This is a genomic window from Micromonospora sp. RP3T (genome assembly GCF_003027925.1).
GTDB lineage: Bacteria > Actinomycetota > Actinomycetes > Mycobacteriales > Micromonosporaceae > Micromonospora.
On sequence record NZ_PYPS01000068.1, the window covers coordinates 1 to 12,731 of the forward strand.

Sequence of the window (12,731 nt, forward strand, 5' to 3'; positions counted from 1 at the left end):
GGGAGGCGGGACGGCTGGGGGTCGGGGTCGGGCGGGGGGACGACGGCGAGCGGGACGGCTTCGCGGTACGGGCGGTGGTCGCGGTGCCGCCGCCGTACATCCGGGTGGTGCTGCGCTGCACCTGGCCGGGGAGCATCCGGATGCCGGTGGCGGTGGCCCGGTGGCCGGACACGTCGGTGACCCGGATCGCGTACGGGCCGGGGCCGGCGCCGGACGGGATCAGCCAGTAGTTGTAGTCCTCGCGCGCCGCCGCGCGCCACGAGCCGTTCTGCCGGACCTCCACCGAGCGCAGCGGGTTGCCGTGGTCGCCGACCAGGACGGCGAACCACCACTGTGACGCGCCCTCCTTGAGGCGGAACGTGAGCGGGCCGGGCAGCGGCGGGTCGACCACGGCCCGGTAGCGGACCTGCACCACGCCCTGCACCGGGTCGGCGATCCGGGCGAACGCCTCGGCGGAGAGGTCGAGGTGACCGGGGGCGCACTCCGGGCACTGGTCCATGACGAGCACCCGGACGGTGCCGCGCGGGCCGGTGACGTCGAGGAAGCCGCCGCAGGACGCGCCGGCCGCGTACTCGCTCGGGCCGAGCGCGACGTAGAGCCGGTTGGCGGGCGCGGCGGGCCGGGAGCAGTTGCCGCCGGCGCCCTTCGAGTCGTAGAACGTGGCCTTGCCGGTGTGCGTGACGCCACCGGCCGGCGGGGCGGCCAACGGGAGGGCCGCGCGGGCGGGGACGACGGCCAACGGGAGGGCCGCGCGGGGTGGGGCGGCGCAGGCGGGGGCCGCGCCGCCGCGTACCGCGAGGGTCACCGCGACCACGGCGGCGAGGGTGGCCAGGCCGGCGGCGGCGAGCCGGCGGCGGGCCCGGGCCGGGGTACGGCGACGGCCGGTCGGGGTGGGCGGGTGCCCGTCGCCGGTGGACGTGGAGGGGTGGGGCGCGCTGCCGTCGGTCACGCCGGTCGATGCTGCCGGACCGGGTGGTCGCCGGACAAGCGGGCTAAGCGAAAGCTAAGGCCGGTGCGCGCGGGCGACCGAGGCGAGACCGGCCAGCTCGTCGGCGAGCTCCGGGCGCTGCCGCAGCGCGTCCTCCAGGCGGACCCGCCAGAGGCCGGTCTCGACCGGGAGGCGGGCGTCGCCGGCCCAGCGGACCCGGTTGCGGCTCTCGACGAGGGCGTCCCCGGCGGCGGGCCCGAACAGGTCGCCGAGTTCGTGGTGGAGCCAGCCGAACAGCGCGTCGTCCCGGAGCGCGTCGCCGATCACCCGGGCCGTGTCCCACGCCACCCGCGGCTGGTGGATCACCTGCATCTCGACTCCTCGGTCCGATCCGGTCGTTTCGGCCATCATCGATCCTGCGCGGGTCGGCCGCAAGGCCCGCGCCGGGCGGGCGGGCCGACCGGCGGGCGGCGTCGTCCGTCCGGACGAGGCTGCTGTTCGCCGGCGGCGGCAACAAGAAGGCCGCGGTCATCCTGGCGGAGGTGTTCCGGGCCGGCCGTCGAGGTCGGCCAGCGCCTCGGCCAGATCCACGTGCCAGTTTCCGGGCGGCGGCAGTTTCGCGGCGGCCCACCGGTCGTGGGCCAGCACGCTGTAGCGGGGGCGGGGCGCCGGGCGCGGCACGCGGTCGCCGGTGGTCGGGCGGACCCGCGCCGGGTCCAGGCCGGACAGCGCGAACACCGCGCGGGCGAGGCCGTACCAGGTCGTCTCGCCGGACGCGGTGCCGTGGTAGACGCCCGGCGCGGCGGCGCCGGCCAGCGCCGCGTCGGCGAGCGCGACGAGCCGCTCGGCGAGCCGGTACGACCAGGTCGGTTGCCCGTGCTGGTCGGCCACCACGTCGAGCCGGTCGCGGTCGGCGGCCAGCCGCAGCACGGTGGTGACGAAGTTGCGCCCGTGGGCACTGTAGAGCCATGCGGTCCGCACCACGTACCCGCGCTCGGGCAGCAGCCGGACCACCGCCCGTTCCCCGGCGAGCTTGCTCCGCCCGTACGCGTTGACCGGGCCGGTCGGGGCGTCCTCCGGGTACGGCCGGGTGGCGTCGCCGCCGAACACGTAGTCGGTGGAGACGTGCACCAGTCGGGCGCCGGTGGCGGCGCAGGCCCGGGCCAGGTGCGCGACCGCGTCACCGTTGACGGCGGTGGCGTCGCGTTCCCGGGTCTGGGCGCCGTCCACATCGGTCCACGCGGCGGCGTTGAGCACCACGTCGTGCCCGGCGACCGCGTCCCGTACCGCGTCCGGGTCGGTGACGTCGAGGTCGGCGCGGGTGGCGGCGGTGACGGACCGGTCGGGGCGGGCGCGCAGCACGGTCACCAGGTCGCGGCCGAGCATGCCGCCGGCGCCGGTGACCAGCAGCCGGGTCACCGGTGCGCCGCCTTCAGCGGCTCCCACCAGGCCCGGTTCTCCCGGTACCAGCGCACGGTGTCGGCCAGGCCCCGGTCGAGGTCGACGCTCGGGGCGTACCCCAGCTCGTTCTGGATCCTGGTGATGTCGAGCGAGTAGCGGCGGTCGTGGCCCTTGCGGTCGGGGACCGGCACCACCCGGTCCCAGCCGGCGTCGCAGGCCGCCAGCAGCCGGCCGGTCAGCTCGCGGTTGGTCAGTTCGGTGCCGCCGCCGATGTGGTAGACCGCGCCGGCACGGCCCTTCTCCTGCACCAGCGCGATGCCCCGGCAGTGGTCGTGCACGTGCAGCCAGTCCCGGACGTTGCCGCCGTCGCCGTAGAGCGGCACGGTGCCGCCGTCGAGCAGGTTGGTGACGAAGAGCGGGACGACCTTCTCCGGGAACTGGTACGGCCCGTAGTTGTTGCTGCAGCGGGTCACCACCACGTCGAGGCCGTGGGTGCGGTGGTAGGCCAACGCCAGCAGGTCGGCGCCGGCCTTCGAGGCCGAGTACGGGGAGGTCGGCGCCAACGGCCAGTCCTCGGTCCAGGAGCCGACGTCGATCGAGCCGTACACCTCGTCGGTGGAGACGTGCACGAAGCGGCGGGTGCCGTGGCGCAGCGCGGCGTCGAGCAGCGTCTGGGTGCCGAGCACGTTCGTGGTGACGAACGGGGCCGCGCCGGTGATGGACCGGTCCACATGGGACTCGGCAGCGAAGTGGACGATCACGTCGTGGCCTCCGACCACGGCGTCGACGAGGGCCGCGTCGCAGATGTCGCCGGGCACGAAGCGCAGGCGGGGATCGTCGCGTACCGGGTCGAGGTTGGCCGGGTTGCCGGAGTAGGTGAGCTTGTCCAGCACGGTCACCGCGGTGGGCGCGGGGTCCGGCGTCCACGCCCCGTCGCCGCCGGGCCGCCCGAGCAGCATCCGCGCGTACTCCGAGCCGATGAAGCCGGCGCCGCCGGTGACGAGGATCCTCACGGATCGTGGAGTTTACGCGACGGTACGCTCCGCGGGTGCGCGGAATCCTTCTCGCCGGTGGCACCGGATCCCGGCTCTGGCCGATCACGCGGGCCGTTTCCAAGCAGCTCATGCCGGTGTTCGACAAGCCGATGGTCTACTACCCGCTCTCCACGCTGGTGATGGCCGGGGTGCGGGAGATCCTGGTGATCACGACGCCGGAGGACCGCCCGCAGTTCGAGCGGCTGCTCGGTGACGGCGGCCAGTGGGGGCTGCGGCTGACGTACGCCGAGCAGGCCCGGCCGGAGGGTATCGCGCAGGCGTTCCTGATCGGCGCGGACTTCATCGGTGACGAGTCGGTCGCGCTGGTCCTGGGCGACAACATCTTCCACGGCGTCGGTCTCGGCCGGCAGCTCGCGCAGCACGGCGACCCGGCCGGCGGGCGGGTCTTCGCGTATCCGGTCGCCAACCCGGCGGCGTACGGCGTGGTCGAGTTCGACGCGGCCGGCCGGGTGCTGTCGATCGAGGAGAAGCCGACCCGGCCCCGCTCCCGGTACGTGGTGCCCGGCCTCTACTTCTACGACAACCGGGTGGTCGACATCGCCCGCAAGCTGACGCCCAGTGCCCGGGGCGAGTTGGAGATCACGGCGGTGAACGAGACCTACCGCGGGTGGGGCGAGCTGTCCGTGACGGTGCTCGACCGGGGCACCGCCTGGCTGGACACCGGCACGTTCACCTCGCTGATGCAGGCCGCCGAGTTCGTCCGGGTGATCGAGGAGCGCCAGGGCATGAAGATCGGCTGTGTCGAGGAGGTGGTCTGGCGGTCCGGGCTGATCGACGACGAGCGGCTGCGGGCGCTGGCCCACCCGCTGACCCGCAGCGGTTACGGCGACTACCTGCTGGGCCTGCTGGCCGAGCGGCCGGGCGGCGTCCGGAGCGGCTCGTGAGGATCCGGCCGCTGGGCATCGAGGGGGCCTGGGAGGTCACGCCGCAGCAGCACGGCGACCCGCGCGGGCGTTTCCTGGAGTGGTACCGCCACGACCGGCTCGCCGAGGCGGTGGGGCATCCGTTGCGGCTGGCCCAGGCCAACCTGTCGGTCTCCGCGCGGGACGTGGTGCGCGGCGTCCACTTCGCCGACGTCCCGCCCGGCCAGGCGAAGTACCTGACGTGTGTCCGGGGGGCGGTGCTGGACGTGGTGGTGGACGTGCGGGTCGGCTCGCCGACCTTCGGCCGGTGGGAGGCGGTACGCCTGGACGACACCGAGCGGCGGGCCGTCTACCTCGCCGAAGGGCTCGGGCACGCGGTCTGCGCGCTGACCGACGACGCCACGCTCAGCTATCTCTGCTCCGCCACGTACCGGCCGGCGGCCGAGCACACCGTGCACCCGCTCGACCCGGCCCTCGCCATCGCCTGGCCGACCGCGACGCCGCTGCTGTCCGCGCGGGACGCGGCCGCGCCGAGCCTGGCCGAGGCGCGGGCGGCGGGCCGGCTGCCCGGTTACGACGCCTGCCGGTCCTTCACCGCCGGGCTGGACGCGCACCCGCCGGCCTGAGCGTCCACCGCCGCCACCCCCTTGCCGGCTGAAAGTTTTCATGCATAGAGTCGGCGGGTGAATGAAAGCGCTGCTTCCAGCGCCGACCGCCTGCTCGACCTCTTCCACGGCGTGCGGCTCACCCCGACCCAGCGCCGCATCGCGCACTGCCTGGTACGCCACGCCGGCGCGGCGGCGTACCTGTCCGCGGCCGAGGTGGCCGAACTGGCCGGGGTCAGCCAGCCGTCGGTGACCCGGTTCGCCATGACGCTCGGGCACGACGGCTACCCCGCGCTGCGCCGCCGGCTGCGGGAACTGGCCGCCACCGGGACGACCGAGCCGGCCGCGACCGGGAACACGCTGCAACGGGCGGTGCACGCCGAGCGGGCCAACCTCGACCGGCTCGCCGGGCAGCTCGCCGACGCCGACCGGATCGCCGAGGTGGGCAAGCTGCTGGCGGCCACCCGACCACTGCCGGTGCTCGGGTTGCGCGCCGCCGCGCCGCTGGCCGCGTACTTCGCGTACTTCGCCGCGAAGGTGCACCCGGACGTGCGGGTCCTCGACGACGGCGGCAGCCTGCTCGCCGACCGTCTCGACCAGGCCGTCGCCGCCGGCGCCACCGCGCTGCTCGCGTTCGTGCTGCCCCGCTACCCCCGGGAGACGCTGGACGCGCTGCGCGAGGCCCGCGACGCCGGGCTGACGGTGGTGGCCATCACCGACTCCCCGGTCAGCCCGGCCACCGACCACGCCGAGGTGGTACTGCCCGCCGCGGTCGGCACCGACCTCGTCTTCGACCTGCACACCGCCCCGATGACGCTGGCCATGGTGGTGTTACAGGCGATCTGCGACGCCGCCCCGGCCGAGACCCAGGCCCGACTCGAGGCGTTCGAGTCGTCCGCCGCCCGCCGCCAGTTGTTCCTCGGCTGAGAGGAGTACGAGATGCACCAGCCCGTCCGCGCCGCCCGCGGCACCGTACGCACCGCGAAGGGGTGGCCGCAGGAGGCCGCGCTGCGGATGCTGATGAACAACCTCGACCCGGAGGTGGCCGAGCGCCCCGACGACCTGGTGGTCTACGGCGGCACCGGAAAGGCGGCCCGGGACTGGCCGTCCTACCACGCGTTGGTGCGGACGCTCACCGAGCTGCGCGACGACGAGACCATGCTGGTGCAATCCGGCCGGCCGGTCGGCGTGCTGCGCACCCACGAGTGGGCGCCGCGGGTGCTGCTGGCCAACTCCAACCTGGTCGGCGACTGGGCCACCTGGCCGGAGTTCCGCCGACTCGAATCGCTCGGCCTGACCATGTACGGGCAGATGACCGCCGGATCGTGGATCTACATCGGCACCCAGGGCATCCTCCAGGGCACCTACGAGACGTTCGCCGCGGTCGCCGCCAAGCGCTTCGGCGGGTCGCTCGCCGGCACGCTGACGCTCACCGCCGGCTGCGGCGGAATGGGCGGCGCGCAGCCCCTGGCGGTCACCATGAACGGCGGCGTCTGCCTGATCGTCGACGTGGACCGGACCCGGTTGGAGCGCCGGGCGCACGACCGCTACCTGGACGAGATCGCCGACTCGCTGGACGACGCGGTGGCGCGGGCGCTGGCCGCGAAGCGGGACCGGCGGGCGCTCAGCGTCGGCGTGGTCGGCAACGCGGCCACCGTCTTCCCCGAGCTGCTGGCGCGCGGCGTCGGGATCGACATCGTGACCGACCAGACCAGCGCGCACGACCCGCTGTCGTACCTGCCGGAGGGGGTGGAGCCGGGCGACGCGCGGGACTACGCGGCGGCCAAGCCGGCCGAGTTCACCGACCGGGCGCGGGCGTCGATGGCGAAGCACGTCGAGGCGATGGTCGGCTTCCTCGACGCCGGCGCGGAGGTGTTCGACTACGGCAACTCGATCCGGGGCGAGGCGCAGCTCGGCGGGTACGAGCGGGCGTTCGACTTCCCCGGTTTCGTGCCGGCGTACATCCGGCCGCTGTTCTGCGAGGGCAAGGGCCCGTTCCGGTGGGCGGCGCTCTCCGGCGACCCGCGTGACATCGCCGCCACCGACCGGGCCATCCTCGACCTGTTCCCGGAGAACGAGTCGCTCGCCCGGTGGATGCGGATGGCCGGCGAGCGGGTCGCGTTCCAGGGCCTGCCGGCCCGGATCTGCTGGCTCGGCTACGGCGAGCGGGATCGCGCCGGGGTGCGGTTCAACGAGATGGTGGCCTCCGGTGAGCTGAGCGCGCCGGTGGTGATCGGCCGGGACCACCTGGACTGCGGCAGCGTGGCCAGCCCGTACCGGGAGACCGAGGCGATGGCCGACGGCTCCGACGCGATCGCCGACTGGCCGCTGCTCAACGCACTCGTCAACACCGCCAGCGGCGCGTCCTGGGTGTCCATCCACCACGGCGGCGGGGTCGGCATCGGCCGGTCCATCCACGCCGGCCAGGTCTGCGTCGCCGACGGCAGCGCGCTCGCCGGGCAGAAGATCGAGCGGGTGCTCACCAACGACCCGGCGATGGGCGTCATCCGCCACGTCGACGCCGGCTACGACGACGCCCGCGAGGTCGCGGCACGCACCGGCGTCCGCATTCCGATGACGGAGCAAGGAGGGGCCCCTTGTTAACGCATTCGGTAGAGGAAGGGCCCCTTGTTAACAAGTTCCGCGCGCTGTGGGACGAGATCGCGCCGATCGGGCGGGACGCCGGCAGCGGCGGCTACCTGCGGTACGCGCTGACCGAGCCGGAGCGCAGGCTGCGCGGCTGGTTCCGGGAGCAGGCCGACCGGCGGGGCATGCCGGTCAGCGAGGACGGCAACGGCAACCTGTTCGCCTGGTGGGGCGACCCGGCGACCGGCGGCGCGGTGCTCACCGGCAGCCACTTCGACTCGGTGCCGCACGGCGGCGCCTATGACGGGCCGCTCGGCATCGTCAGCGCGTTCCTCGCCGTGGACGAGCTGCGGGCCGCCGGGACCACCCCGGACCGGCCCGTCGTGGTGGCCGCGTTCGTGGAGGAGGAGGGCGCCCGGTTCGGCGTACCCTGCCTGGGGTCGCGGCTGCTCACCGGCGAGATCGCCGCCGACCGCGCGGCCGGGCTGCGCGACCAGGCCGGGGTGAGCTTCGCCGACGCGCTCGGCGGGCGGCCGGCGGGCGCCGACCCGGCGCTGCTCGGCCGCTTCGCGGCCTTCGTGGAGCTGCACGTCGAGCAGGGCCGCGCGCTCGTCGACGCGGACGCGCCGGTCGCGGTGGCGTCCGCCATCTGGCCGCACGGCCGGTGGCGGTTCGACTTCACCGGCGAGGGCAACCACGCCGGTACGACAGGGATGGCCGACCGGCGCGACCCGATGCTCACCTACGCGTTCACCGTGCTCGCGGCGAACAAGGAGGCCCGGCTGCGCGACGCGCACGCCACCGTCGGCCGGGTGTCGGTCGAGCCGAACGCCACCAACGCGATCCCGTCCCGGGTCACCGGCTGGCTGGACGCCCGGGCGGCCGAGGCGGAGACGCTGGACGGCCTGGTCGAGGCGGTACGCGCCAAGGCCACCGAGCGGGCCGGCCGGGACGGCACGGCGCTGACCTGCACGCGGGAGTCGGCGACGCCGCTCGTCGCGTTCGACGGCGGGCTGGCGCAGCGGCTGGTCGCGCTGCTCGACGCGCCGGTACTGCCGACCGGCGCCGGGCACGACGCCGGGGTGCTGGCCGCGCACCTGCCGACCGCGATGCTGTTCGTGCGGAACCCGACGGGGGTGTCACACTCCCCGGCCGAGTCCGCCACCGACGCCGACTGCGCGGCCGGGGTGACCGCCCTGGCCCGGGTGCTGGAGGAACTGGCATGCCGCTGACCCGCTGGCTGGCCGAGTACGCCTGGCTGCCGGACCACGCCGAACCCACACCGGACGTGCTGATCGAGGCGACGGACGGGCGGCTCACCGCCGTCACGCCGTTGACCGGTGGCGGCCCGCCGACCGCCGGCGTGGCGGTGGACGCGGTCCGGTTGCCCGGCCTGACGCTGCCCGGCCTGGCCAACGCCCACTCGCACGCGTTCCACCGGGCGCTGCGCGGGCGTACCCACGCCGGCCGGGGCGACTTCTGGTCCTGGCGGGACCCGATGTACGCGGTCGCCGCCCGCCTCGACCCCGACTCCTACCTGGCGCTGGCCCGGGCCGCGTACGCGGAGATGGCGCTCGCCGGGATCACCTGCGTCGGCGAGTTCCACTACCTGCACCACGGCCCGGACGGCACCCGGTACGACGACCCGAACGTGATGTCCGCCGCGCTGGTGGAGGCCGCCGCGCACGCCGGGATCCGGCTCACGCTGCTGGACGCCGCGTACCTGACGGCGGGCGTGGACGGCGCGGAGCTGACCGGGCCGCAGCGCCGGTTCGGCGACGGCGACGCGCTGCGCTGGGCGGAACGGGTCGACGCGTTCCGCCCGGCCGACGGGCACGTGCGACGCGGCGCGGCGATCCACTCGGTGCGCGCGGTGCCGGCCGGGCAGCTCGCCACCGTCGCCGGCTGGGCGGACCGGCACGGGCTGCCGCTGCACGCGCACGTCTCCGAGCAGCCCGCCGAGAACGACGCCTGCCGGGCCGTGCACGGCTGCACGCCGACCCGGCTGCTCGCCGACCACGGGGTGCTCGGCCGGCACACCACAGCCGTGCACGCCACCCACCCGACCGCCGCCGACGTGACGCTGCTCGGCGACAGCCGTACCGGCGTCTGCCTCTGCCCCACCACGGAACGGGACCTGGCCGACGGGATCGGCCCGGCCCGGCGCATCGCCGAGGCGGGCAGCCCGCTCAGCCTGGGCAGCGACAGCCACGCCGTGGTCGACCTGTTCGAGGAGGCCCGCGCGGTGGAACTGGACGAACGGCTGCGCACCCGCAGACGCGGGCACTTCGCCGCCGCCGAGCTGTTCGACGCCGCCACCGTGACCGGCCACGCCGCGCTCGGCTGGGGCGACGCCGGCCGGCTCGCCGTCGGCGACCGGGCCGACCTGGTGACGGTACGGCTGGACAGCGCCCGCACCGCCGGGGTGCCGCCGGTCGGCGTGTTCTTCGCGGCCACCGCCGCCGACGTCACGCAGGTGGTGGTGGACGGCCGGACCGTGGTGGCCGACGGCCGGCACCTCACGGTGGACGTCCCCACGGAGTTGCAGGATGCCATCGCCGAGGTGGTCTCGTGAACAGCCTCCTCATTGACTGCATCGGTGAGCTGGTCACCAACGACGGCCGGGGCGGTGACCCGCTGGGCGTCCGCCGCGACGCCGCGCTGCTGGTCGAGGACGGGCGGGTGGCCTGGGTCGGTCCGGCCCGCTACGCGCCCGCCGCCGGCCGGCGCGTCGACGCCGCAGGCGCGGCGGTGCTGCCCGGCTTCGTGGACAGCCACGCCCACCTGGTCTTCGCCGGTGACCGGGCCGCCGAGTTCGCCGCCCGGATGGCCGGCGAGCCGTACACCGGCGGCGGCATCCGGACCACCGTCGGCGCGACGCGCGCCGCCTCCGACGACGATCTGCGCGCCACCGTGGGCCGGCTGCGCGCGGAGATGCGGCGGCAGGGCACCACCACCGTCGAGATCAAGAGCGGGTACGGCCTGAGCGTCGCCGACGAGGCCCGCTCGCTGCGGATCGCCGCCGAGTTCACCGAGGACACCACGTTCCTCGGCGCGCACGTGGTGCCCGCCGAGTACGCCGACCGGCCCGACGACTACGTGGGCCTGGTGTGCGGGCCGATGCTGGCCGCCGCCGCGCCGTACGCCCGCTGGATCGACGTGTTCTGCGAGCGGGGCGCGTTCGACGCCGACCACGCCCGGGCGATCCTCACCTGCGGGCAGGCGGTCGGGTTGGGCGTCCGGCTGCACGCCAACCAGCTCGGCCCCGGACCGGGCGTCCGGCTCGGCGTGGAGCTGGGCGCGGCCAGCGTCGACCACTGCACCCACCTGACCGACGCCGACGTGGCCGCGCTCGCCGGCTCGGAGACGGTCGCCACGCTGCTGCCCGGCGCCGAGTTCTCCACCCGGTCGCCCTACCCGGACGCCCGCCGGCTGCTCGACGCCGGGGTCACCGTGGCGCTGGCCACCGACTGCAACCCCGGCTCGTCGTACACCTCGTCGATGCCGTTCTGCGTCGCGCTCGCCGTACGGGAGATGGGGATGACCCCGGCGGAGGCGGTCTGGGCGGCGACCGCCGGCGGGGCGGCGGCGCTGCGCCGCACCGACGTCGGGCGGCTGACCGTCGGGGCCCGGGCCGACCTGGTCGTCCTCGACGCGCCGACCCACCTGCACCTGGCCTACCGGCCAGGGGTGCCGCTGATCCGCCACGTTCTGCACAACGGAGTGCCACGATGACCACCGTCACCATCCTGTCCACCGGGGTCACCCCCGCCGACGTGCTCGCGGTCGCCCGCGGCACCGCCAAGGTCGTGCTCGATCCCGCCGCCGTCGAGGCGATGGCGACCAGCCGGTCCATCGTGGACGGCATCGAGGCCGCCGGCCGCCCGGTGTACGGCGTCTCCACCGGGTTCGGGGCGCTGGCCAACACGTTCGTCGCGCCCGAGCGGCGGGCCGAGTTGCAGCACGCGCTGATCCGCTCGCACGCGGCCGGGGTGGGCGCGCCGATGCCCCGCGAGGTGGTGCGGGCCATGATGCTGCTGCGGGTACGCTCGCTCGCGCTCGGCCGCTCCGGCGTCCGCCCGCTGGTCGCCGAGGCGCTCGTGGACCTGCTCAACCACGAGATCACCCCGTGGGTGCCGGAACACGGCTCGCTGGGCGCGTCCGGTGACCTGGCGCCGCTGGCGCACTGCGCGCTGGTGCTGCTCGGCGAGGGCTGGGTGCTCGGCCCGGCCGGCGACCGGATCCCCGCCGCCGACGCGCTGCGCCGGGTCGGGCTGTCCCCGGTCGAACTGGCCGCCAAGGAGGGGCTGGCGCTGATCAACGGCACCGACGGCATGCTCGGCATGCTGCTGCTGGCCGTCTCCGACGCCCGGCACCTGTTCGCCATGGCCGACGTGACCGCCGCGCTGGCCATCGAGGCGATGCTCGGCTCGGAGCGACCGTTCCTGCCCGAGCTGCACGCCATCCGCCCGCACCCCGGCCAGGCCGCCTCGGCCGCGAACATCCACCGGCTGCTCCAGGGCTCGGCGGTGATGGACTCGCACCGCGACGACCTGGCCCACGCGGTGCAGGACGCGTACTCGATGCGCTGCGCGCCGCAGGTGGCCGGCGCGGCCCGGGACACACTGGACTTCGTCGAGGTGGTCGCCGGCCGGGAACTGCTGTCCGTGGTGGACAACCCGGTGGTGCTGCCGGACGGGCGGGTCGAGTCGACGGGCAACTTCCACGGCGCGCCGCTCGGCTTCGCCGCCGACTACCTGGCCATCGCCGCCGCCGAGGTGGGCGCGATCGCCGAGCGGCGGGTGGACCGGCTGCTGGACGTGGCCCGTAACCGTGACCTGCCGGCGTTCCTCTCCCCCGACGCCGGGGTGAACTCCGGGCTGATGATCGCCCAGTACACCGCCGCCGGCATCGTCGCGGAGAACCGCCGGCTGGCGGCCCCTGCCTCGGTCGACTCGCTGCCCACCAGCGGCATGCAGGAGGACCACGTCTCGATGGGCTGGGCGGCCACCAGGAAGCTGCGCACCGTGCTGGACAACCTGACCAGTCTGCTCGCGGTGGAGCTGCTGGCGGCGGTACGCGGGCTCCAGCTCCGCGCGCCGCTGGAGCCGTCCCCGGCCGGCCGGGCCGCGGTGGACGCGCTCGGCGACACGATCGGCGAACCGGGTCCGGACGTCTTCCTCGCCCCGCTGATCGAGGCAGCCCGATCCGTCGTCGCCGGCCCCGACCTGCGCGCCGCCATCGAGCGCACAACCGGCCCCCTAGCCTGACGCCCCCTCCCTTCCCCCTCCCC

General features: G+C 75.3%; 12 protein-coding genes. 8 read left to right on the top strand and 4 right to left on the bottom strand.

Annotated features, from left to right (window positions below; translation table 11 throughout):
* The 4 genes from C8054_RS31110 to rfbB all read right to left on the bottom strand — a co-directional run.
* Positions 1 to 949, bottom strand: a 949-nt coding sequence (locus tag C8054_RS31110) for an expansin EXLX1 family cellulose-binding protein (protein WP_107162726.1), incomplete at its 3' end; no start/stop codon positions are given.
* 54 nt (positions 950 to 1,003) lie between these two features.
* Positions 1,004 to 1,300, bottom strand: a complete 297-nt coding sequence (locus tag C8054_RS31115; RefSeq protein ID WP_107162727.1) for a hypothetical protein — start codon at positions 1,298 to 1,300, stop codon at positions 1,004 to 1,006.
* A 156-nt stretch (positions 1,301 to 1,456) separates the two neighbouring features.
* Positions 1,457 to 2,347, bottom strand: coding sequence for a dTDP-4-dehydrorhamnose reductase (gene rfbD, locus C8054_RS31120; RefSeq protein ID WP_107162728.1), 891 nt, complete (start codon positions 2,345 to 2,347; stop codon positions 1,457 to 1,459).
* A complete protein-coding gene (gene rfbB, locus C8054_RS31125; protein WP_107162729.1) occupies positions 2,344 to 3,342 on the bottom strand; it encodes a dTDP-glucose 4,6-dehydratase in 999 nt (332 codons plus the stop codon). The genes rfbD and rfbB overlap by 4 nt, the downstream gene beginning before the upstream one ends.
* Before the next feature lie 35 nt (positions 3,343 to 3,377).
* Here rfbB and rfbA point away from each other — a divergent pair, with 35 nt between their 5' ends.
* Genes rfbA through hutH form a run of 8 tightly spaced genes read left to right on the top strand, consistent with a single transcriptional unit; the run spans position 3,378 to position 12,708 of the window.
* Positions 3,378 to 4,268: a glucose-1-phosphate thymidylyltransferase RfbA gene (gene rfbA, locus C8054_RS31130; RefSeq protein WP_107162730.1), complete on the top strand. Its 891-nt coding sequence runs from the start codon at positions 3,378 to 3,380 to the stop codon at positions 4,266 to 4,268.
* Positions 4,265 to 4,873: a dTDP-4-dehydrorhamnose 3,5-epimerase family protein gene (locus C8054_RS31135; RefSeq protein ID WP_107162731.1), complete on the top strand. Its 609-nt coding sequence runs from the start codon at positions 4,265 to 4,267 to the stop codon at positions 4,871 to 4,873. Before rfbA ends, C8054_RS31135 begins: the two co-directional genes overlap by 4 nt.
* A gap of 57 nt (positions 4,874 to 4,930) precedes the next feature.
* A complete protein-coding gene (locus C8054_RS31140) occupies positions 4,931 to 5,779 on the top strand; it encodes a MurR/RpiR family transcriptional regulator (RefSeq protein WP_107162732.1) in 849 nt (282 codons plus the stop codon).
* 12 nt (positions 5,780 to 5,791) lie between these two features.
* Entirely contained in the window at positions 5,792 to 7,456 is a 1,665-nt protein-coding gene (gene hutU / locus C8054_RS31145) for a urocanate hydratase (protein ID WP_107162733.1), read from the top strand.
* A complete protein-coding gene (locus tag C8054_RS31150; protein WP_107162734.1) occupies positions 7,450 to 8,670 on the top strand; it encodes an allantoate amidohydrolase in 1,221 nt (406 codons plus the stop codon). The genes hutU and C8054_RS31150 overlap by 7 nt, the downstream gene beginning before the upstream one ends.
* Positions 8,667 to 10,013 carry a formimidoylglutamate deiminase gene (locus tag C8054_RS31155; protein WP_107162737.1) on the top strand — a complete coding sequence of 449 codons (1,347 nt, stop codon included), beginning with the start codon at positions 8,667 to 8,669 and terminating at the stop codon, positions 10,011 to 10,013. The genes C8054_RS31150 and C8054_RS31155 overlap by 4 nt, the downstream gene beginning before the upstream one ends.
* Complete coding sequence (gene hutI / locus C8054_RS31160) at positions 10,010 to 11,173, top strand: imidazolonepropionase (RefSeq protein WP_107162735.1); 1,164 nt, start codon at positions 10,010 to 10,012, stop codon at positions 11,171 to 11,173. Before C8054_RS31155 ends, hutI begins: the two co-directional genes overlap by 4 nt.
* A complete protein-coding gene (gene hutH, locus C8054_RS31165; RefSeq protein ID WP_107162736.1) occupies positions 11,170 to 12,708 on the top strand; it encodes a histidine ammonia-lyase in 1,539 nt (512 codons plus the stop codon). The genes hutI and hutH overlap by 4 nt, the downstream gene beginning before the upstream one ends.
* Positions 12,709 to 12,731: the final 23 nt, after the last annotated feature.